The sequence below is a fragment of the Pseudolysinimonas sp. 10J20-29 genome (assembly GCF_055809595.1).
Map to the genome: position 1 here is coordinate 702,101 of NZ_CM147917.1, position 20,335 is coordinate 722,435.

Sequence of the window (20,335 nt, forward strand, 5' to 3'; positions counted from 1 at the left end):
CCATGGAGCTGAGCGATGCGGATGCGCAGGCGGTCCTGCGCGTCGCCGGGCGGCTCACGGCGCATCCGCCGCTGGGGTTTTCGGCGGTGCTCGACGCGGTGCGCGAGGTCATCGACTGCGACAGCGCGTCCTTCAACGACATGGTGCTGGCCACGCGTGACTTCCGCTACGTGATGGCGCCCGAGGGTGAGATCGCTCGCGCGACCCGGCTCAAGCCGCAGTACGACGAGTACTTTCACCAGCATCCGCTGATCGCGGCGGCGACCTCGACGCCGGGGCTCGGCGCGCTCCGGTTCTGCGATGTGGCGGGCGGTGCCGACATCACCTCCACCGAGCTCTATCGCCACTTCTACCACCCGTTCAACGTGCGCTTTCAGCTGGTGCTGGAGCTTCCGTCGCCGCCGGATGTGGTGGTCGGCTACGCCCTCAACCGCAGCGAGGCGGCGGGGGAGTTCAGCGACCGCGACGTCGCCGTGATGAACGCGCTGAGCGGGCATCTGGCCATGCACCACCGCTCGGCGCTCGACGGCGAGCGCACCCGGGTGGTGAACGCGGAGCTGGATCGCTTCGCGTGGGCGGTCGTGTCGGTGCGATCCGACGGCGTCGTGGAGGCGTCATCGTCGACCGTGCTGGAGGCGGGCGGCCGAGTCCCCGACAGCCTCGCCTCGGTCATCGCCGACACGGCGGCGCCGGGAGACGAAACCCGGCACGACGTGGTGATCGGCGGGCAGCGCTGGCACTGCATCGTGCATCCGGTGCCGCTCGGGCCGACGGTGCTGCTGCTGCGCCGGCAGCACGACATGGCCGCGGACGCCGACGCCCTGAGAGCCGCGGGCCTCACGCCCCGGCAAGCGGAGGTCGTGCTCGCCCTCGCGCGCACGGGAGGCTCGAACGGCGAGCTCGCGGTCGAGCTTGGAATGTCGGAGTCGACGGTGAAGAAGCACCTCGAACGGGTCTTTCGCGTGCTGCAGGTCACCAGCCGCGCCGCCGCGGTGCTGCGGATGCGCGAGCTGACGGGTGGCCGCGGGGGCTCGGCAGGTGCGCGTGCGTTCAACGAAGATGCTGGGGGTGGCGACGGTGTCTGAGCTCGCCGCGATGCGAGAGGTTCTCGCGGGCGCCGAGTGGCGCGTCGGATACTGCCGCGACGGCGATCAGCGGGGTGCGTACCTTCTGCTCTGGCCGTTGGGCGATCAACTGTGGGATCTGAGCTTCCACCCTGGCGTCCCGTTCTGCGGCGATCGCGGTGAAGACGTGTACGTGGTGTCCGCCGAGGACGATGTCGCGGTTCGCGAGCTGGCGAGCGCGCGCATCGAGTGGGCGCCAACCGCCGAAGATGCTCGAAGTGCGGCGGCGGAGTACTTCCCGCAGTCCCGCGTCGCGCAGGCTGTTCGTCGGAGTCGCGGACCGAGCAGAACGGGAGCGAGCACGGCCCCGAAGCACGTCGACTCCGCCGTGGTTTCGATCGACCCGTGGCGCGCTCGCGCGACGTAGTGCGGGCCGCCTGCGACCGCGGCAACGCTCGGCGCGCACAAAGCCCGCCTGCATCCCGAAAGGCGGCCTGAGAGGCACACGCGATCGCTAGGCTCACCGCATGAACGTGATGATCGCGGTCTACCCTCTCGGGTGGCTCATGTTGGCGCTGATCTACGAGGCCGCGGCGCGAGGGCGCCTCGCGCGCACCTCGGGCTCAGGTCTCCGCATCCCCTCAACCCTCCGCACCGATGAGACGTGGCGCGCGGCACACCGTGCCGCCGCTCCCGTCGTGTGGCTCGCGCTTGCCGTCAGCCTCGTGCCGGCCGCTGTGCTCGTGTTTTTCCCGGCCACACCGTTCGTGCCAGCCGCCGCAGTTGAGACGGTCATCGGCGTGGTGATGCTCGGCTCCGTCCTTGTCGTCGCGCGCAGGGCGGCACGCGCGATTGAGGTCGAGAACGCGAGCTGAGCGACGGTCGCGTCGGGCTGGCACGGGCGGATTTGCGCCACGAATAGACACCCATCAATATAGACACATGTCGATCAATGCCGTCCGCGCGGAGGCGCCCACCGCCCGCAAACTGTCGACCCTCGACCGGTGGCTGCCGCTCTGGATCGGGCTCGCGATGGTGGGCGGTCTCCTGTTGGCGCAGGGCATCCCGGGCATCTCTGCGGTGCTCGCCAGCCTCGAAATCGGCGGCATCTCGGTGCCGATCGCGCTCGGCCTGCTGGTGATGATGTACCCGGTACTCGCGAAGGTCCGCTACGACAAGGTGGCGGCCGTCACCGGCGACAAGCGGCTGCTGATCTCGTCGCTCGCGCTCAACTGGATCGCCGGACCCGCCGTCATGTTCGTGCTCGCCTGGGCGTTCCTGCCCGACCTGCCCGAGTACCGCACCGGCCTGATCATCGTGGGCCTCGCGAGGTGCATCGCCATGGTCGTGATCTGGAACGACCTCGCCTGCGGCGACCGCGAAGCCGCCGCCGTGCTCGTCGCCATCAACTCGGTGTTCCAGGTGCTCGCGTTCTCGCTGCTCGGCTGGTTCTACCTCACCGTGCTGCCGGGGTGGCTCGGGCTCGACAGCCAAGGGCTGGATGTCTCCGTCGGGCAGATCGCCGTCAACGTTCTCGTGTTCCTCGGCATCCCGCTGCTCGCCGGGTTCGCCTCCCGCTGGATCGGCGAGAAGCGCCGAGGGCGCACCTGGTACGAGGGCACCTTCCTTCCGAAGGTCGGCCCGTGGGCGCTCTACGGGCTGCTGTTCACCATCGTTCTGCTGTTCGCCCTCCAGGGCGACGCCATCGCGCAGAACCCGCTCGATGTCGCCCGGATCGCGCTGCCGCTGCTGGTCTACTTCGCCATCATGTGGTTCGCCGGCCTGCTTCTCGGCAAGCTCGTGGGGCTCGGCTACGCCCGTTCCGCGACGCTCGCCTTCACCGCGGCCGGCAACAACTTCGAGCTCGCCATCGCGGTCGCGATCGGAACCTTCGGCGCCACCTCCGGGCAGGCGCTCGCGGGGGTGGTTGGGCCGCTCATCGAGGTTCCGGTGCTGGTCGGGCTCGTCTACGTGTCGCTCTGGGCTTCGCGCGCGTGGTTCGGGGAGGCTGCGCCGGCGGAGCTGGCGGAGCCGGAGCGCACGAACTCGTAGCAGGGGGACCCTGCACCGCCCGCGGGTCTGCGGGAGGTGGACATCTGCTTCGGCGTCATCGTTGGCCGCTTGAAGGCATCGAACGTGCGCCCGAGTTCCGGCAGCGACGATGCCCGACAAGGTCCCGCGCGCCACTCTTGCCGACTGCCCGAGCATCTGTCAGTAGGCTGCTGACGAGTGTTCGGGGCGAGGAGGATCAGTGGTCAAGCAGATCAACGTCGTGGGTGCGGTGATCGTCCGCGATGGTCGGGTGCTGTGCGCGCAGCGGGGATTTCAGTCCGCGCTCCCCGGCATGTGGGAGTTCCCCGGCGGCAAGATCGAGCCCGGCGAGACGCCTCGCGCGGCGCTGGAACGCGAGATTCGGGAAGAGCTGCTCATCGACGTAGTCGTCGGCGATGAAGTGGCGACAACCACTCACGCGTACGACTTCGGTGAGGTGACGCTGACGACCTTTTACTGCGAACTGCTTGCGGGGGACGTCACGCTCACCGAGCACGAGGCGGTGCGCTGGCTCCCGGCGCGTGATCTTGACTCACTGCAGTGGGCCCCCGCGGACATCCCGGCGGTGCACTCGATCGTCGAGCGTCTTTCCGCCGCGTGACCGCCAACTTCTTCGAGGACTTCGGCGCGTTCGGCCGCGACGTCGGGTTTGGCTACCTCGACCAGCGCGTCGCGGCTCCGAAGCGTGCGCATCCACGCCTTGTGCTCAACGATGCCCAGGGAACGGTGCTCCAGTCGCTTCGCGCTGAGCTGAAGACGGCGACATCATTCAGCTTTTCCGTCGCCTTCGTCTCAGCCGGCGGCATCGCGCAGCTGAAACAAGCGCTCGTCGACTTCGACGGTGTGGGCGAGATCGTCACCTCCGACTACCTCGGCTTCAACTCGCCGAGTGCGTTCTATGAGCTGCTGGCGCTGCGCGACATGGGGGTCAACGTGCGGCTTCACACGAGCGGCGCCTTTCACCCGAAGGGTTACGTGTTCCGTAACCCCGATGGTGTCACCGCGATTCTCGGCAGCTCCAACCTGACCTCGGCGGCGCTCGTCTCGAACCACGAATGGAACATCCGGGTCTCGGCGGCCACGGACAGCGATCTCGCCGAGCAGTTCAGCAACCTGCTCGACAGTGAGGCGGAGCGGTCCGAGCCGCTGACCGAGCAGTGGATTCGCGACTACGCGATGAACTGGTCGCCGCCGACGCCCCCTGTGCGCCCGCGCCATTCGGGCGCCGAAGGTCTCGCTGCCCAGCCTGAGATCCAGCCCAACGCGATGCAGGCCGACGCGCTGGGCTTGATCGCCGCGCTGCGTGAGTCGGGCGAACGGCGGGGACTCGTCATCTCGGCGACGGGCACCGGCAAGACGATCCTCGCCGCGCTTGATGTGCGTGCGGCGAATCCCGAGCGTGTCTTGTTCGTCGCCCACCGAGAGCAGATCCTCGACCGCGCGATCGACGAGTTCCGGCGAGTGCTGGGCGCGCCGCGAAGCGATTTCGGGAAGGTCGTCGGCCAGGACCACCAGACCGATCGTCGCTTCGTGTTCTCGACGGTCCAAACCCTGTCGAGGCCTGACCGTCTGGCAGAACTTGACCCGGATGCGTTCGACTACATCCTGATCGACGAAGTGCACCGCGCAACAGCAGCGACGTACAAGCGCGTTATCGACCACTTCACCCCGCAGTTCATGCTCGGCCTCACCGCGACACCCGAACGCTCGGACGGCGTGAGCGTGTTCGAGTTATTCGACTACAACGTGCCCTACGAGATTCGACTCGGTGCGGCGCTCGAACTGGAGATGTTGTCGCCGTTCCATTACTACGGGGTCGCCGACTTCACTTTCGATGACGGCACGACCACGACGGATGCCACCCCGCTGTTCCGACTCGTCGCCGAGGATCGCATCGAGCACCTCCTCAGGGCGCTCGAACGCTATGGACAGGCCGGCGTGCCTCCGAAGGGCCTGATCTTCTGCAGCCGGAAAGAAGAGGCGCGGCAGCTCTCCGACGAACTGAACGGTCGCCGCCTTCGCGGGCGAGCGCTTCGAACGATCGCGCTGACCGGGGACGACTCCACGGAGTTGCGGGAACGCCAAGTTCAACGCCTCGAAGCCGGTGAACTCGACTACATCCTCACCGTCGACATCTTCAATGAGGGCGTCGACATCCCAACGGTCAACCAAGTCGTCATGCTTCGCCAAACCCAGTCGGCGATCGTGTTCGTGCAACAGCTCGGCCGTGGCCTGCGCAAGGTCGATGGCAAGGAGTACGTCGTCGTCATCGACTTCATCGGGAACTATGCCAACAACTACCTGATTCCGATCGCCCTGTTCGGCGACGACTCGCTGAACCGGGAGTCGATCCGCCGCCGGCTGATCGCTGCCGAGGAACGCGGCGCAATTTCGGGTCTGTCAAGCGTGCAGTTCGATCGGATCGCCCACGAGCGAGTCTTGAAGTCCCTGCACGAAACCAAGCTCGACAGTCTGCCGAATCTGAAGTCGGCCATTGAGACCGTGCACAACCGACTCGGTCGGATGCCTTTGCTGCAGGACTTCCTCCGGTTCGAGTCGGTCGACCCGGTGATCCTCGCCACGAAGGTCGGGTGCTACCCGGAACTGCTGCGCAAGCTGTTCAAGCTCGAACACGGGTTTGACGACGAGCAGCTTGGCTATCTCGCCGCTCTGTCCGGCGAGATGCTCACGGCCAAGCGGCTCCACGAGTCCGTGGTGCTGCGCGCGCTCCTGTCCAGAAGAGAGCTACCGGTGGCTGAAGTCGCCACGATCCTGGCTTCGGCCGGTCTGCCGGGCAGCCCTTTGGCTGTCCGAAGCACCGTTGATTCGCTGACCTTGGAGTTCAACACCCAGGTCGAGAAGCAGCGCTACCGCGGTGCGGCAGTCGTCGTGCGCGACGCGGAGGTGATCTCGTTGGCGCAGGGGTTCGCGGCTGCGTGGGACTCGTCCCCGGAATTCCGCACGAGCGTCGACGATCTGGTGGCAACAACACAACGGATCGTCATCGACCGCTTCGACGTCGACGAGCCGTTCACGCGCGCCCGTCAGTACTCCCGCAAAGACGCGAGCAGGCTGCTCAACTGGTCGAGCAATATGTACTCAACGATCTACGGTTATCGCGTTCGACGGCGAGACCAGGACGTGCCCGGTCTTTCTTCGGCTGCACAAGTCGGATGAGGTCTCAGCGAGCACTGCGTACGAGGACACGTTGCTCGACCCGAGCACCTTGCTCTGGTACACGCGCAGCAATCGCACACTGGCGAGCAAAGAAGTGAGCGCGATCGTAGACCACGACGTCGAGCTTCACGTGTTCGTGCAAAAGGACGACGCCGATGGTTCAGACCATTACTACCTCGGCCGGGCGGTCGCGCACGATGCCGAGCAGACCGTCATGCAGACGGGTGTTCCGCTGCCGGTCGTGAGAATGCATCTGCGCTTCGAAGCCCCGATCGATCCGGGTGTCTACAGCTACTTTCACCCCGAGATCACCGAGTAGGCGCGGCACCTGGCACTGCTGCCGCTTCGAGCTGCGCGAGCCGCGCCGCGGGACTCCCGGTGACCTCGACGACCCGCGCGGCCCCCACCAAGTCGGTGTCGTCGGCGAGCTCGAGCAGTGCGTCGTTCATGGCGGTGCGCAGCTCGAGGTCCTCCTCCTCGGACACCTCGATCCGGTCGATCGCGGTCAGCGGCAGCAGCACGAGCAGGTCGACGTGCTGCATCGCCTCGACGGTGGGGGCAACACCGCGGCGGAACAGCTCACCCGAGCGGGTCGGGCGACCCAGCGCATCCAGGGCCTCCAGGTAGGCGAGGAAGTCGAGCGGTCCGCGTTCGGCGACCACGTTCGCGCCCGGCGGCAGGTCGAGCAGCCGGGCGGCCGACAGCTCGCAGCTGCGCGAACATCAGTCCGGCATCCGCTTCGGCGGGGGCGTCGTCGAGCAGCTCGTACGGGTCCGGGAACACCTCGAACTCGGGGTGGCGGCTCGCGAAATCCGCGATCAGGGTGCTCTTGCCGCTCGCGTGGGTTCCCGAGATCACGATGCGCATGCCGGGACTCTAGAGGATGCGCGCGATCGCGCGGCGACGCCCGAGCATCGTCGCACCGCGGCCGACGACTAGCGGGGCTCGCCCTCGTCCCACGGGTCGTGCTCGAGCACCGATTCGGGCACGACGGCCTCCTCGTCGGTGAGCGGGACGATACCCAGGCGCCGCGCCTTGCGCGCCTTCAGCGCGCCGCGGACGTAGTGGTACACCGTCGGGATGACGGCGAGCGAGATCGCGCCGAGCAGGATCAGGTCGATGTAGTGGGTGACGAAGTCGGCGACGGGCGGGATGAAGCCGAGCAGGAATCCGACGAACGTCAGCCCCGCGCCCCAGATGAGCGCGCCGACGGCGTTGTAAAGCGAGTACTTGCGGTAGTTCATGTGGCCGACGCCGGCGGCGACCGGGGCGAAGGTGCGTACGATCGGCACGAAGCGGGCGATCACGATCGCCAGCGCCCCGAAACGCTCGAAGAAGTGGTTGGTGCGCACGACGTTCTCGCGGCTGAACAGCCCCGACTCCTTGCGCTCGAAGATGCGCGGACCGGCCTTGTGGCCGATCAGATAGCCGACCTCGCCGCCCACGAACGCTGCCACCGCGATGCTGAGGCAGACCAGCCAGATCGGGATGAGGATCCCGGCCTCCGACTCGGTCATGGTGCCGGTGAAGGTGAGCAGGCCGGTGATCACCAGCAGGGTGTCGCCCGGCAGGATGAAGCCGACCAGCAGCCCCGTCTCGCTGAACACGATCAGGCACACGACAAGCAGCGCCCACGGACCCGCGGTCTGAATGATCGCCACCGGGTCGAGCCACGGAATCAGCGCCGCGGGCACGGCAACCGACGCGAGAGCGGCGAGCGAACTGGCGGTCATTGCGGAGAGGCTCCTGTCGTCGGCGGGCCGTCATGGCCGGTCGGCGGTCGTGTTGTACGTAGCGTAGTGGCCGTGGCCGAGTGAAACGTGAGCGAATTCCGACGTCCATGTCGGGGTTCGCTCGGGGGTTCCGGGGGTTCCGGGTGCTGCATCTGATGCGGGTGGTGCGGAAGGTGGGACTTGAACCCACACGCCTTGCGGCACAGGAACCTAAATCCTGCGCGTCTGCCAATTTCGCCACTCCCGCGCGGTGTTCAGTCTAGATCCGTGCGGGGGAGGCGCCTGCCGCGCGTGCACGCCGCGCGCGGGGCTGCCGCGCGGGGCGGCGCGACCCCCCTCCCGCCCGCTCGGCCCCTCGCGAGCGGTGCGAAACTGCGGGTGTTGGGCGCTGGGACCGCACTTTTGGCACCGCTCGCGGGGAGGTGGGTGCACGAGTGCGCGTGCAGCTTGCGGGGTGCGCGCGCATCCGCTCGGCCGTCGCCTGCTCAGACGCACACCTTCCCTCGTGCGCCCGGCACCCGGACCCCCTCGCGAGCGGTGCGAAACTGCGGGTGTTGGGCGCTGGGATCGCACTTTTTGCACCGCTCGCGGGGTGGTGGGTGCGCGTGCGCGCGTGCGGAGCGCGGCGCGCGGGGCGCCCGCGAGACCCGCGGGTGTGGATGGATGCGGGCGCGGGTCCGCGCATCCGTCCAGAATCGCGGCGTGGAATCCGCGATCGCGTTCGATCACCGAGCGCGTGCGTCTGCGGGTGCGGGGCGACGGGCTCGACCTGACCGCCGAGCAGGGCCTCGCGCTGCGGCTCGCGCGCGAGGAAGTGCAGCGCTACAGCGAGCGGGCGCTCGGCGGCTCGGTGCCGCTGCTGCCCGACGAGGTGGCGGCGGTGCGCGAGGTGGTTGCCTCGCTCGTCGGCTTCGGTCCGCTGCAGCCGCTGCTGGATGACGACTCGATCGAAGAGATCTGGATCAACTCGCCCCACGACGTGTTCGTCGCCCGCGACGGCGTGAGCGAGCGCATCGCTCTGACGCTCAGCGAGTCGGAGGTGCGCGACCTGGTCGAGCGGATGCTGCAGTCCACCGGGCGCCGCGTTGACCTCTCCTCGCCGTTCGTCGACGCCTCGCTGCCCGACGGGTCGCGCCTCCACGTCGTGATTCCCGACATCACGCGCGCGCACTGGGCGGTGAACATCCGCAAGTTCCGCGCCGGGATGCGCGGGCTCGAAGACCTGGTGCGGCTCGACTCGCTGCCCGCCGAGGCGGCGGGCTTCCTGCACCTCGCGGTGCGCAGCGGCCTGAACGTGATCGTCTCGGGCGGCACGCAGGCGGGCAAGACGACGCTGCTGTGCGCGCTGCTCGGCTCGACACGGCCGGAGGAGCGCATTGTCACCGCCGAGGAGACCTTCGAGCTGTCATTCTCGGCCGCCGACTGGGTCGCGCTGCAGTGCCGCCAGCCGAGCCTCGAGGGCACCGGCGAGGTGTCGCTGCGGCGGCTGGTGAAGGAGGCGCTGCGGATGCGTCCCGACCGCCTGGTGGTCGGCGAGGTGCGCGAGGCCGAGAGCCTCGACCTGCTGGTGGCGCTGAACGCGGGCATCCCGGGCATGTGCTCGATCCACGCGAACGGCGCGCGCGAGGCGCTCGTGAAGCTGTCGACGCTGCCGCTGCTCGCGGGCCGGAACATCGACGCGGGCTTCGTGGTGCCGACGGTCGCCTCCTGCGTCGACCTGATCGTGCACGCCGAACTGCATCGGGGCCGCCGCCGGGTCGCGGAGATCCTCGCCCCAACGGGACGTGTCACCGAGGAGGGCGAGATCGAGGCGGTGACGCTGTTCGAGGGCACCCGCGAGGGTCTGCGCGCCACCGGCGAGGTGCCGCCGCGGATGATCAAGTTCGAGCGCGCGGGCGCCGACCCGATCCCGATCCTGCGCGGAGCCGCGGCGTGACCTCCTGGCTGCTGGGCCGCTGCTCGGGGCCGGCGTCGTGCTGGCGGCTTCGCCGTGGCTGTGGCCGCGCGAGGCGCGTGCCGCCACGGGCACACGACGGGGCGCCGCGATCGCGCAGCGTCTCACACAGGCGGGCCTGGCGCGGGTGCGTCCCGAGCTGTTCCTGGCCACGAGCGCGCTGCTCGGCATCACGGCGGCGGCGATCGCGGCGGGGCTGTCGGGCATCCCCGCGCTGGGGCTCGCGGCGGGCGCCGCCGTGGCAGGTGTTCCCTGGCTGGTGGTCGCGTCGCGGGCGCGGCGCCGGCGCCGGCTGGCGCGCGCCGCCTGGCCCGACCTGATCGACCACCTGGTCGCCGGAATGCGGTCGGGCCTGTCGCTGGCGGAGAGCGTCGGATCGCTGGCGAACCACGGCATCCCGGAGTTCCGGGAGGCGTTCGCCGCCTTCGACCGCGAACTGCGCGCGCGGGGAACCCTCGGGCCGGCGCTCGATGAGCTGAAGGCGCGGCTTGCCGATCCGGTCGCTGATCGCGTGGTCGAGACGCTGCGGCTGGCTCGCGAGGTGGGCGGCACCGAGCTGCCCGGGCTGCTGCGCGCGCTCGCCTCCGCGCTGCGCCGCGAGCAGGCCGCACGCGCCGAGGCGGAGGCGCGCCAGTCGTGGGTGGTGTCGGCGGCGCGCCTCGGGGTCGCGGCGCCGTGGATCGTGCTGTTCGTGCTGGCGAGTCGCCCGGAGGCGGTCGCCGTCTACGCGAGTCCGGGCGGCACGGTGCTGCTGCTCGTCGGCTTCGTCGTCACGGTCGTCGCCTACCGGCTGATGGTGGCGCTGGGGCGCCTGCCGGAGGAGCGGCGGTGGTTCGCGTGACGCCGACCGTGCTGCTCGCGGTGCCGCTCGGCATCGCCTTCGGGGTGGGCGTCTGGACGCTGCTCGCCCTGGTGCCGCAGTTCGGGGCGCCGCGGCTCTCCAGACGGCTCGCTCCGTACCTGGTGGATGTCTCTCCGCACGCCCGCGAGCTCGTCGCCGAGCGGGCGGGCGAGCCGACGAGCGTGCTGCTCGAGCTCATCGAGCCGGGGCTCGCGCGGCTGCGGCGGGCGCTTGCGAGCCTGCTCGGCGGCGACGAGTCGATCGAGCGGCGCGCGCGCCAGGCCGGTGTGCCGATCGCGGTGGAGCGCTTCCGCTCACGGCAACTGCTCGCCGCCCTCGGCGGGCTCGCGGTCGGGGTGCTCATCGTCGCCGTCTGGTCGCGCACCAACGCTGTGCCGGGGGTCGCCTCGGTCGGACTCGTGCTGGTGTGCGGAACGCTGGGGCTGTTCGCCCCCGAGCAGCTGCTGGTGCGGGCGGCGCGCCGCCGCCAGGCGCGCATCGCCGACGAGCTGCCGACGGTGCTCGAGTTCCTCAGCCTCGCCCTGTCGGCGGGGGAGAACGTGGTGGATGCGCTGCGCCGCGTCGCGCGCACCGGCAACGGGGAGCTGGCCCGCGAGTTCGCTCGCGTCGTCGCCGACATCAACGCGGGCGTCGCGGTGCCGGATGCGCTCACCCGCTGCGCGGACGCGATCGATCTGCCTGCCTTCACCCGCACCGCCGATCAGCTGGTCGGGGCGCTCGGCCGCGGCACGCCGCTCGCCGAGGTGCTGCGCGCGCAGGCCGCCGACGTGCGGGTCGAGGCGACCCGCCAGCTCATGGAGTCCGCGGGCCGCAAGGAGGTGGCGATGCTCGTGCCGCTCGTGTTCCTCATCCTCCCGGTGACGATCGCCTTCGCCCTGGCGCCCGCGGTGCTGGTGCTGCAGGTCGGGCTCTGACGCTTTCAGAGACCCTGACGCTTTCGGAAGCCCTGACGCGTTCGGAGGCCCTGACGCGCCCGCGCGCACCCTGTTGTTCGCCCGCGCCCGAGCGATAGCCTCGCCGGGTGAGCCAGAGCGAGCCCCGACCCGAAGTGTTCATCTCGATCGACGTCGAGACGGCGGGCAGCGTGCCGAGCCGGTTCGCCCTGTTGTCGATCGGCGCGTGCCTGGCCGAGACGCCGACCACCACGTTCTATGTGGAGCTGAAGCCGGATCGCGAGGAGGTCAACGAGCAGGCGCTGGCGATCAGCGGACTCGACCCCGCATCCCTCGCTGAGACCGGCGTCGAGCCAGCGGTCGCGATGCAGCGGTTCGCCGACTGGGTGGCCGATGTGGTGCCCGAGGGGCACGTGCCGGTGTTCACCGCCTTCAACGCGCCCTTCGACTGGATGTTCGTCGACGACTACTTCCAGCGCTACCTGGGGCGCAACCCGTTCGGGCACTCCGCCTTCGATATCAAGTCGTACGCGATGGCGGTCGCCGACGGCACCTGGGCCGAGACGAGCATGCGGGTGCTTTCCCCGAAGTACTTGACCGGGCGGCCCTTGGCGCACAATGCTCTGAATGACGCCCAAGATCAGGCGGAGCTGTTCCGGGCCCTTCGTGCGGACGCGAAGGCTCGCCCACGACGGGAGTGACGATGCCCCAGGAACCCGAGTTCGATGTCACGCTGATCGTCGAGTCCGCGGTGCGGCTCGGCATCGAGCTCGACGAGGCGGAGACCCAGCGCTGGCTGCATGATCTCGCCGACACCGAGGCCGACGAGATCACGGTGGATGCCGACAGCGGCACCTTCGGCCACCGCGTCACCATGCTCGATTTCTCTCCGCGTGACCTGGAGCGCTTCCGCCGCATCGGCACGATCGTGGAGGTAACGGGGCCGCCGGAGGTCGCCGAGAGCGCGCTGGCGTTGTCGGGCAGCGCGGCGCAGTCGAAGATTCAGTCGTTTCCGGGCGACGCCGACTACTTCCAGAGGCTGAACCTCAAGGCCCCCACGCGCGAGGACGCCTGCATGCTGATGGCGCGCCTGCTGCACGAGCACGCGATGAGCCACTCGCGCGGTGCCGGCTACCAGTTCCTAGAGGCGAAGCTCGGCTCGTACCCGGCCAGCGGCACGCACGCGGGCAGGCCCGTCTCGAAGGGCAGCCCGATCTCGTGGACGGCCGAGGAGGTGGAGGCCGGGGCGCTGAAGTTCGAGTCGAACGAGCACGGCTCGACGACGATCCTCTGGGAGCAGGCGGCGCTCGACCCGGGTTGGGTGAAGCTCGACTGGGTGGTCGCCGACCCCGACCGCGGGCAGCTCTCCAACGCCAGCAACGTGATCGACGTCACCTGGGAGGGCCCCGACGGCGAGATCGTGTCGCTCGACGGCTACCTGGATGCCTACTTCCAGGAGGTGTATCTCGACGCCGACGCGGTGCCCACCTTCGCCAAGCTGGCCCGCTTCGTCTCCGATGACGCCCTGGACGACTACGTGGACCGGCTGGAGAGGGAGGTGCGCAAGTACCTCACCAAGAGCCTCAACTACGGCAAGGCCGCCAAGCGGATGTACAACATCTTCCGTCTCTCCGGCCGGCACATGGATGCCGCGTTCGTGCGCGAGCTCTTCGACGAACCGGCCACCCTGCTGTATCAGGTGTGGTCGCTGATCTCGACGCTCGACAACGCGACCCAGCCCGGTAGCTCGATCCCGATCGACGCGGTGCGCGCGCAGGCCGACGAGCTGGTGCTGAGCGTGATCGACACGCTAGAGGGCGCCGAGGAGACGGCGATCGTGAGGGCGCTGCTGCAGCTGCGGCGCACCCTTGAGGATCAGGATGCGGGGGAGCGGCGCACCACCGAGGTGGAGGCCGCCCAGGCGAACGTCGTCAACCAGGTGAACACGTTCTTCCGCGACAAGCTCGAGGCGGTGCCCACGATCCGCGAGTACATCCGCGAGATGCAGGCCGAGAAGAGCTAGCCGCGCTCAGCTCGCGGTGAGGCCGGCGTAGTACTCGCTCATCGCCGGGAAGTAGTGCTCCCAGTCGACGCTCGCGACGTCGCCGCCGCCGAGGCTCACGACGAGCCGGTCGAGGTAGTACTCCCAGCCCGGTCCGACGCTCGCCAGATCCGAGTCGTCCGCGCGCTGCGCGAACAGCAGCGTCGTCACCCCGGCGTCGTGGTCGAGGGTGATCGCGAGATGCCAGATCTCGTCGCCCACCTCCGTCTCGACGGCGTAGTGCTCGGGCGGCGTGCACTCGATAATGGTGGCGCGCTCACCCGGCGCCTCCGCGCCTTCGGCAGTCATGAAGAAGGTGACGGATCCGTCCCGCGGGTCGCCCTCGAAGCGCCCGATCCACTGCTCGAGGCGGTCGGACTCGGTGAGCGCGGCCCACACCTCGTCGATGTCGTGGCGGATGCGCCGAGTCAGGTGCAGCTCGGGCCCGTGATGGCCGGGCGCGATGGTTCCGGTGGGATTCGGCGTGGTCATGGCCAACTCCTCTCACGCGACCCGCGACGGTGCGGGTCCCGTTTCGAGCCTACGCTCGCGGCCCGACAATGGCGCCCCCGTTTCGGAGACCCGCGCGTACGCTGAGCCCATGCCGACGATGGATCGCGAGCGTGCCGCGTCGCTGCTGGGCGTCGCCGTCGATGCGGGCCGCGCCGAGGTGACGGCGGCGTTCGCGCGCCGCGCGCGCACCGCGCATCCGGATGTCGACGGCGGCGACGCGGAGACGTTCCGGCTGCTCGTCGAGGCACGCGACCGGCTGCTGGCGGCGGGCCCCGCGCCGGACGGCGCGATGCCCCTCCGCGTCGTGGTGCGTGAGAATGCGCCGAGGCCGCACGGGCCGCTGCTGCTCGCCGCGTGGGTCGGCATCCTGCTCGTCGCGACGTTCCTGTCGGTGTTCCGGGTCGAGCACCCGTGGGCGCCGGGGGAGCCGCTGCTGCGCTGGGGGCTGCTCATCGCCGCCGGATGGGGGTTCGGCGTCACCGGGCGCCGCGTGCTGCTCGTGGCGATGTCGCTCCTGTTCCTCGCCAGCCTCGTGACGACGCTGATCCTCACAACGTGGGGCGGGCTCGTCGGGCTGCTGCTGGCGATCCCCGCGCTCTACGGGCTCGCGCTCTCCGGCGAGGCGCGCCGCCGGCTCGCCCGCGACATCCGCGCCTAGGTGACACCTCGGCCGAGCGCGCCACCCGTTCGCGGGGTCGGCGGGAGCGGGTCTGCGCCCCTACGATCAGCTCATGAACGAATCTCAACATCAGGTCATCTACCAACAGGTCGTGCGGGCACCGTCGAACGGGCCTGCGATCGCCGGGATGGTGCTCGGGATCGTTGCGATCGTGATCGGCATCGGCAGCCCTATCCCGATCATCGGCCTGATCTCCGCATTCTTCGCCTTCGCTCCCGCGCTGCTTGCGGCGATCTTCGGTCACGTCGGGTTGTCGAAGGCGCGCACGATGGGCGGCGTCGGGCGCGGTCAAGCGACCGCGGGCCTCACTCTCGGATACCTCACCCTCGCGATCATCGTCCTGACGACGGCATTCTGGATCGTCGCGATTCCGGCCAGCAGCTCCTACACTCCGAGCTAGGGGCGGTCGCGTCACCCGCGTTGTGGAGAAAGCTCGCAACACGGGCGCGAGACGCGCATCACCCTGGAGGCGTGACACGCATTAACGACCTGTGGATGTTGGCTCGCGAAGGCGGCGGTCAAGCGAGCTAGCGTTCGTTGCCACGCACGGCGAAGCGGGCAGGAGTGAAATGATGGGGCATGGACCGCATCGCCCAGACGCTGTTCGACGAGATGGAAACGCGCCTCGCCGTCGGCTACACCGTAACCGCGAGAGGGCACGGCGAACAGGGCCCATTCATGCGCATCGGCGACATGATCGAGATTCGGGTCGAGGAGACACTACTTCCCTCCTCGCTCCCCACCGGTGACTACCGGTACGAATTTGATGTCGTGGTCCAACTCGGTCAGGCGGACTGGGGTCGAGTCGACGGTGAGACGATCAGATCGCTGACGCGAAACGAGTGGGTGCGCACCGCCGTACCAGCCCTGCTCAAGTGCTTGCAGCGGGCCTACCGCGGATTCGGCCGCGAAGAGTGGAAGGCGGACATCACACCACAGTGGGTGCAAGTGCTCGACGCGCACGACGAGCGTTTCAAGAACGACTACAAGTGGCCGATTTTCCGGCTTCCGGCTAGCAAATGAGTGGGGCCACACGTGTCACGCACTGGGACGCACAAAGAGCGTATGGCTGTGCGGCCAGAACGCGTTCGTTCACCGATCCCGCCTATCTTGGGTTCTCACCTGTGCAGGACTCAGCGCCTCACCCGCAGACGGGTCGGCGACGCAGTGCGCCACGCCAGAATCAAGGATAGGTAGCCCGAACGGGCAGCACGCCCTTGGGATGCCGAGACGGAGGTGCTCGCGACTCGCCCGGATGCGCGCTGCTCGCTCTGACGACATCGGCAACGTTGTTGTCCGGTACCCGCTCTCCGTGACCAAAGCCCGACGACTGTCCATGTACCCGTGCGGCTCGGGCGTAGCTGAAGACGAAGCGCAGCGCGACCACGTTCTCGGCGATCGAGGCGGCGAACCGCGCCCAATTGGGGACGCCAGGCGCTCGGTCGACCGCGTGGACACCGCCGATGCGGGGAGGGCCCGATTGCCTGTCGCTTCGCACGAGCTGCGTCGTGCGCCGGCCGCACTATCGGGTGAGTAGCTACCGCAGCGATTGGTGGTGCGCGAGGACGCGCCGAGGTCGCACGTGCCGTTGCTGCCAGCCGCGTGCGTCTGCATCCCGCGGGCGGCGGCGTTCCTCGCGGTCTTCTGGGTCGAGCGCCCGCGGGCTCGTGGGCCTGCTGCTGGCGATCCCTGCGCTCTACGGGCTCGCGCTCTCCGGCGAGGCGCGCCGCCGGCTCGCCCGCGACGTCAGTCGCGCTCGCCGCGGGTGAAAGTGTGCGTCACGCGCACTGAGCGGCGGAAGTAGCCGGTCCAGACGGCCGCCCATGCGAGCGCGACGCCGACGATCGTCGCGAGGATGCCGGCGACGCCCGCCGCCTCGGCCAGCCCCATCGGATCCCAGACGCCCGAGGGCATCGTGACGACCGCGATCGAGCGCAGGAGCATCAGCGTGGCGGCGACCCACATCATCGCGATGTTCCACGCGGGCGCTGCGGGCGATCGGAGCAGAATCAGCAGCAGCGGCAGCGAGAGCACGACGAAGATCGCCGCCGACAGCGCGAACGGGTAGTCCAAGAACCAGCCGGAGAGCCCCATCGAGTAGACGGCGAGGAGGGGGATCGACCCGAGCAGGTAGACGAGCAACCAGCCGCCGACTCCGGTGGGCGCGGTGTCGGTCATCGCGGCCTTCGCCCCGCGATCGCCCGCGGCCGGTCGCGCGTCTGCGATCTCATGATCTCAAGAGGTCAGACTTCAACTCCGAGTTCGTAGATCTCGGAGGTCGGATGACCGGTGCGCTCGTGAATGCGAAGCACCGCCTCCTTCGAGGGTCCGCTGGAGAGGCAGAACACCTTTCCGCGCTCGGCGTCGAGCCACGCGCGCTCGAAGTGCACGCCCTCCTCGGCCTCGATCTCCTGGTCTGCGGCGTGCGCCGCAGCAAGCTCCTCTGCGGTGGTGCCTTGGAATCCATCGTGAACGTCCATGAATTGCGGCATGGGGTCCTCCTCAGTTCGTTGTCGGTGCATTCACGGTCCGCCCGCGCCGGCGCGAGCGCAAGAGCTTCCAGGAAGCCCGAAGGTTGTGGAGAACCCGCCACGCGGGCGACGCCGACACATCACCCTGGAGGCATGACACGCCTTCACGACCTGTGGATGCGGGCCCGCGACGACCGCGGTGACGTGCCCGGCTGGGTGCTGATCACGCTGATGACTGCGGGGCTCGTGATCGTGATCTGGGGGCTCGCCGGTCCCGCGCTCGCCGAGATCTTCGAGAACGCGATCTCGCGCGTCGCCGGGATCTGATCGGGCGCACCGGTGACGCGGCGATGACCTTCGCGAGGCGTCTCGCCGACGATCGCGGGTCGGCCCCCGCCGAGTTCGCGCTCGTAGGGGCTCTGCTCACGATGCTCACCGTGGCGGTGCTGCAGCTCGGGCTCGCCCTGCACGTGCGCAACAGCGTGCTCGACGCGGCGGCCGAGGGCGCGCGCTACGGCGCGCTCGCCGACCGCGGCCCCGCCCACGCCGCCGAGCGCACCGCCGAGCTGATCACCCTCGCGGTAGGCGCCGACTACGCGCGCGAGATCTCGGTCGAGACGGGGGAGTGGCGGGGGCATCCCGCGCTGACCGTGACGGTGCGCGCGACCCTGCCGCTGATCGGACTGCTGGGGGCCGACCGCGCCTTGGAGGTGACCGGCCATGCGGCGATCGAGACGCTCGACTGAGCGCTCCCGCGCGCTCGCCGACGACGCGGGCTCGGCATCCATCGAGTTCATCGGCGTCGGCGTGCTGATGCTCGTGCCGATGGTCTACCTCGTGCTGGCGCTCGCGCAGCTGCAGGCCGCTGCCTTCGCAGTCGAGGGTGCCGCGCGGCAGGCGACCCGCGTCTACGTGCAGACCGAGTCGGCTGCCGAGGCGAACGCGGCCGCGGAGCGTGCGATCCAGGTGGCGCTCGCCGACTTCGGGGTCGAGGAGGCGCCACGGCGGGTCGAGACCTCCTGCCAGCCGGACCCCGGCGACTGCCTCACCCGGCGCGGGTTCGTCAGCATTCGGGTGACGGTCGAGGTGGCGCTGCCGCTCGTGCCGCCGATCTTCACGCTGGGGGTGCCAGCGAGCATCCCGATGAGCTCGACCGCCACCGAGCAGGTGTCGCGCTTCGCGGGCGGCACCGGATGAGGGCGTCACGCGACTGGCGGGACGACACCGGGTCGACACTGCCGCTCGTGCTGTTCTACGCGGCCCTCGCGATCGGGCTCATCCTCGTGGTGGTCGCGGCGAGCTCCCTCTATCTGGAGCGCAAGCAGCTGTTCACCCTCGCCGACGGGGCGGCGCTGGTCGGCGCCGAATCCTTCGACCTCGACGACGTCAGCGTCACCGCCGAGGGGGAGCTGCGGCCCACCCTGCGCGCGGAGGACGTCGCCGCCGCGGTGAGCGACTACCTGGGGCGCATCCCGACACCGCCGCTGGAGGGGCTGCGCGTCGTCGAGGCGACCACGCACGACGGGGCCAGCGCGACCGTGACGCTCGAAGCGATGTGGCGACCGCCGGTCGTGACCGCGCTCGTGCCCGAGGGTATCCGCATCGAGGTCACCGCCCGCGCCCGCGCGGTGTTCGGCTGACATGACGCGGGATCGAGAAGCGCCAGACCGTCGCGCCCACAAGCCCGACACCTGCGATCACGGCGGCGGCGATCGGCAGCGAAGCCGCCGCGGTCACGCCCGCGATCACGAGCGGTGCGGATGCCCCGCCCAGATCGTTCGTGAACCGCCAGGCGCCGAGGAACAGCGCCGGCCGGCGCGGGTCGGCGAGATCGGAGCCCAGCGTCATCAGGATTCCTGAGCTCAGCCCGTTGGCGACGGCGAGCGTGAACGCGATCACGACGAACCAGGCCACGGGGGCCTCGGCATCATGGGTGAACGCGAGCGCCAGGTGCGCCAGCGACAGGAAGGCCAGGCTCGGCACCGCCACCCAGAGGCGCCCGAACCGGTCCATCAGCCAGCCGCCGCCGTAGAACAGGGCGAAATCGATCCCGCCCGCGATGCCGATGATGAGGGCGGCGGTGGCGCCGTCGAGGCCGATGCTGACCGCCCAGAGCGGCAGGATCACCAGGCGGGAGGCTCGCAGCGCCGACATGATCGCGCTTCCGAGCCCGACGGTGGCAAGCACGCTCCGACGCGCCCAGAGGGTGCGGAACAGCCCGTGCGCCTCGTCGGCGACGAAGAGTTCGCCCGTGGTCGGTGCCGCGTTGCGGTGCTCTGCCCCGAATACCGATTCGGGATCGCGCAGCAGCACCAGCACGAGGGCGGCGAGCAGGCATCCGACCGCCAGCGCGCCGAACGCGGACGCCGGCACGTCGGTCAACTGGAGGAGTGCGGCGGAGACGAAGGGTCCGACGAACAGGCCGAGTCGATGCGTTCCGCCGAGCGTCGACAGCGCGCGAGCCCGGTAGGACACGGGCACGAAGGTGGTGAGGAACGCGTGCCGGGCGAGGGCGAAGACCGCGCCGCCGAGCCCGATGACGAAGACCGCGGCCGCCAGAATGGCGGGGTTCGGGGCGACGAAGCCGACGACGGCCCCGAGGATGGCAACGCCCGCGGCGGCGACCATGGCGACCCGCTCGCCGATCCGAGCGATCACGATCCCGCTCGGGATGTCGCCGACGAGCACCCCGACCATGAGCATCGCGGAGACGAGTCCCGCCGTCGCGAGGTCGGCGCCGAGGTCGTCGGCGACGAGCGGCAGCACCGGCAGCAGCGCGCCCTGGCCGAGCGAGAACAGGAAGGTCGGAACGAGAGTCGTCACCGTCACCGCGCGCCAACGCGGGGCCGGGGTCGCGGTGCTCATCGTGAACGCTAGGTTACGCCCGCCGGTAGGC

26 protein-coding genes and 1 tRNA gene are annotated in these 20,335 nt (G+C 69.6%); 19 read left to right on the forward strand and 8 right to left on the reverse strand.

The features are described from left to right. Positions 1-2: 2 nt before the first annotated feature. The 7 genes from AC0L6Y_RS03455 to AC0L6Y_RS03485 all read left to right on the forward strand — a co-directional run bounded on the left by AC0L6Y_RS03455 (position 3) and on the right by AC0L6Y_RS03485 (position 6,612). Positions 3-1,085: a helix-turn-helix transcriptional regulator gene (locus AC0L6Y_RS03455; RefSeq protein ID WP_473555505.1), complete on the forward strand. Its 1,083-nt coding sequence runs from the start codon at positions 3-5 to the stop codon at positions 1,083-1,085. Continuing rightward, on the forward strand, positions 1,069-1,491 hold the full coding sequence (locus tag AC0L6Y_RS03460; protein ID WP_473555509.1) for a hypothetical protein: 423 nt from the start codon (positions 1,069-1,071) through the stop codon (positions 1,489-1,491). The genes AC0L6Y_RS03455 and AC0L6Y_RS03460 overlap by 17 nt, the downstream gene beginning before the upstream one ends. Before the next feature lie 100 nt (positions 1,492-1,591). Then, entirely contained in the window at positions 1,592-1,939 is a 348-nt protein-coding gene (locus AC0L6Y_RS03465) for an SdpI family protein (protein ID WP_473555514.1), read from the forward strand. 67 nt (positions 1,940-2,006) lie between these two features. Beyond that, complete coding sequence (gene arsB, locus AC0L6Y_RS03470) at positions 2,007-3,116, forward strand: ACR3 family arsenite efflux transporter (protein ID WP_473555520.1); 1,110 nt, start codon at positions 2,007-2,009, stop codon at positions 3,114-3,116. A 199-nt stretch (positions 3,117-3,315) separates the two neighbouring features. Continuing rightward, a complete protein-coding gene (locus AC0L6Y_RS03475) occupies positions 3,316-3,717 on the forward strand; it encodes a (deoxy)nucleoside triphosphate pyrophosphohydrolase (RefSeq protein ID WP_473555525.1) in 402 nt (133 codons plus the stop codon). After that, the gene (locus tag AC0L6Y_RS03480; protein WP_473555531.1) at positions 3,714-6,293 is read left to right on the forward strand and encodes a DEAD/DEAH box helicase family protein; all 2,580 of its coding nucleotides are present in this window, start codon (positions 3,714-3,716) and stop codon (positions 6,291-6,293) included. Before AC0L6Y_RS03475 ends, AC0L6Y_RS03480 begins: the two co-directional genes overlap by 4 nt. Further along, the gene (locus AC0L6Y_RS03485; protein ID WP_473558218.1) at positions 6,277-6,612 is read left to right on the forward strand and encodes a DUF3427 domain-containing protein; all 336 of its coding nucleotides are present in this window, start codon (positions 6,277-6,279) and stop codon (positions 6,610-6,612) included. Before AC0L6Y_RS03480 ends, AC0L6Y_RS03485 begins: the two co-directional genes overlap by 17 nt. Here the strand turns inward: AC0L6Y_RS03485 and AC0L6Y_RS03490 are convergent. From AC0L6Y_RS03490 to AC0L6Y_RS03505, 4 genes are all read right to left on the reverse strand, one after another. Continuing rightward, positions 6,602-6,955 carry a hypothetical protein gene (locus AC0L6Y_RS03490; protein WP_473555536.1) on the reverse strand — a complete coding sequence of 118 codons (354 nt, stop codon included), beginning with the start codon at positions 6,953-6,955 and terminating at the stop codon, positions 6,602-6,604. The genes AC0L6Y_RS03485 and AC0L6Y_RS03490 overlap by 11 nt on opposite strands. After that, complete coding sequence (locus AC0L6Y_RS03495; RefSeq protein ID WP_473555541.1) at positions 6,873-7,160, reverse strand: hypothetical protein; 288 nt, start codon at positions 7,158-7,160, stop codon at positions 6,873-6,875. The genes AC0L6Y_RS03490 and AC0L6Y_RS03495 overlap by 83 nt, the downstream gene beginning before the upstream one ends. Before the next feature lie 68 nt (positions 7,161-7,228). Continuing rightward, a complete protein-coding gene (locus tag AC0L6Y_RS03500; protein WP_473555545.1) occupies positions 7,229-8,026 on the reverse strand; it encodes a DedA family protein in 798 nt (265 codons plus the stop codon). Between the two features lie 162 nt (positions 8,027-8,188). Continuing rightward, a tRNA-Leu gene (locus tag AC0L6Y_RS03505) sits at positions 8,189-8,273 on the reverse strand. A gap of 489 nt (positions 8,274-8,762) precedes the next feature. On the opposite strand from AC0L6Y_RS03505, the gene AC0L6Y_RS03510 reads away from it, so the two are divergent. The 5 genes from AC0L6Y_RS03510 (at position 8,763) to AC0L6Y_RS03530 (ending at position 13,758) form a co-directional block, all read left to right on the forward strand. After that, complete coding sequence (locus AC0L6Y_RS03510) at positions 8,763-9,962, forward strand: CpaF family protein (protein WP_473555550.1); 1,200 nt, start codon at positions 8,763-8,765, stop codon at positions 9,960-9,962. Positions 9,963-9,999: 37 nt separating this feature from the next. Beyond that, positions 10,000-10,821 (forward strand): type II secretion system F family protein, encoded by an 822-nt coding sequence (locus AC0L6Y_RS03515; RefSeq protein WP_473555554.1) that lies wholly within the window; start codon positions 10,000-10,002, stop codon positions 10,819-10,821. Continuing rightward, positions 10,809-11,756, forward strand: a complete 948-nt coding sequence (locus tag AC0L6Y_RS03520) for a type II secretion system F family protein (protein WP_473555557.1) — start codon at positions 10,809-10,811, stop codon at positions 11,754-11,756. Before AC0L6Y_RS03515 ends, AC0L6Y_RS03520 begins: the two co-directional genes overlap by 13 nt. Positions 11,757-11,863: 107 nt before the next feature. Then, a complete protein-coding gene (locus AC0L6Y_RS03525) occupies positions 11,864-12,436 on the forward strand; it encodes a 3'-5' exonuclease (RefSeq protein WP_473555560.1) in 573 nt (190 codons plus the stop codon). Between the two features lie 2 nt (positions 12,437-12,438). Then, positions 12,439-13,758: a hypothetical protein gene (locus tag AC0L6Y_RS03530; RefSeq protein ID WP_473555564.1), complete on the forward strand. Its 1,320-nt coding sequence runs from the start codon at positions 12,439-12,441 to the stop codon at positions 13,756-13,758. A gap of 6 nt (positions 13,759-13,764) precedes the next feature. On the opposite strand, the gene AC0L6Y_RS03535 is transcribed toward AC0L6Y_RS03530, so the two are convergent. Further along, the gene (locus AC0L6Y_RS03535) at positions 13,765-14,268 is read right to left on the reverse strand and encodes an SRPBCC domain-containing protein (RefSeq protein ID WP_473555569.1); all 504 of its coding nucleotides are present in this window, start codon (positions 14,266-14,268) and stop codon (positions 13,765-13,767) included. A 109-nt stretch (positions 14,269-14,377) separates the two neighbouring features. Between AC0L6Y_RS03535 and AC0L6Y_RS03540 the strand changes: the two genes are divergently transcribed. From AC0L6Y_RS03540 to AC0L6Y_RS03550, 3 genes are all read left to right on the forward strand, one after another. After that, a complete protein-coding gene (locus AC0L6Y_RS03540) occupies positions 14,378-14,947 on the forward strand; it encodes a hypothetical protein (protein ID WP_473555574.1) in 570 nt (189 codons plus the stop codon). A gap of 73 nt (positions 14,948-15,020) precedes the next feature. Further along, positions 15,021-15,368: a hypothetical protein gene (locus AC0L6Y_RS03545; protein WP_473555579.1), complete on the forward strand. Its 348-nt coding sequence runs from the start codon at positions 15,021-15,023 to the stop codon at positions 15,366-15,368. A gap of 179 nt (positions 15,369-15,547) precedes the next feature. Continuing rightward, positions 15,548-15,991: a hypothetical protein gene (locus AC0L6Y_RS03550; RefSeq protein ID WP_473555585.1), complete on the forward strand. Its 444-nt coding sequence runs from the start codon at positions 15,548-15,550 to the stop codon at positions 15,989-15,991. A gap of 723 nt (positions 15,992-16,714) precedes the next feature. Here the strand turns inward: AC0L6Y_RS03550 and AC0L6Y_RS03555 are convergent. Next, positions 16,715-17,146, reverse strand: a complete 432-nt coding sequence (locus AC0L6Y_RS03555) for a hypothetical protein (protein WP_473555590.1) — start codon at positions 17,144-17,146, stop codon at positions 16,715-16,717. Positions 17,147-17,211: 65 nt separating this feature from the next. Then, positions 17,212-17,460, reverse strand: coding sequence for an SCO4226 family nickel-binding protein (locus AC0L6Y_RS03560; protein ID WP_473555595.1), 249 nt, complete (start codon positions 17,458-17,460; stop codon positions 17,212-17,214). Positions 17,461-17,592: 132 nt separating this feature from the next. Between AC0L6Y_RS03560 and AC0L6Y_RS03565 the strand changes: the two genes are divergently transcribed. From AC0L6Y_RS03565 to AC0L6Y_RS03580, 4 genes are read left to right on the forward strand one after another with little or no spacing between them, the layout of a single operon-like run. Then, the gene (locus AC0L6Y_RS03565) at positions 17,593-17,766 is read left to right on the forward strand and encodes a hypothetical protein (RefSeq protein WP_473555601.1); all 174 of its coding nucleotides are present in this window, start codon (positions 17,593-17,595) and stop codon (positions 17,764-17,766) included. Between the two features lie 23 nt (positions 17,767-17,789). Then, complete coding sequence (locus AC0L6Y_RS03570) at positions 17,790-18,185, forward strand: TadE family protein (protein WP_473555606.1); 396 nt, start codon at positions 17,790-17,792, stop codon at positions 18,183-18,185. Continuing rightward, positions 18,160-18,636, forward strand: a complete 477-nt coding sequence (locus tag AC0L6Y_RS03575; RefSeq protein WP_473555610.1) for a hypothetical protein — start codon at positions 18,160-18,162, stop codon at positions 18,634-18,636. The genes AC0L6Y_RS03570 and AC0L6Y_RS03575 overlap by 26 nt, the downstream gene beginning before the upstream one ends. Then, positions 18,633-19,079, forward strand: coding sequence for a pilus assembly protein TadG-related protein (locus AC0L6Y_RS03580; RefSeq protein WP_473555617.1), 447 nt, complete (start codon positions 18,633-18,635; stop codon positions 19,077-19,079). Before AC0L6Y_RS03575 ends, AC0L6Y_RS03580 begins: the two co-directional genes overlap by 4 nt. On the opposite strand, the gene AC0L6Y_RS03585 is transcribed toward AC0L6Y_RS03580, so the two are convergent. Next, entirely contained in the window at positions 19,048-20,304 is a 1,257-nt protein-coding gene (locus tag AC0L6Y_RS03585) for an MFS transporter (RefSeq protein WP_473555621.1), read from the reverse strand. The genes AC0L6Y_RS03580 and AC0L6Y_RS03585 overlap by 32 nt on opposite strands. Positions 20,305-20,335 lie beyond the last annotated feature (31 nt).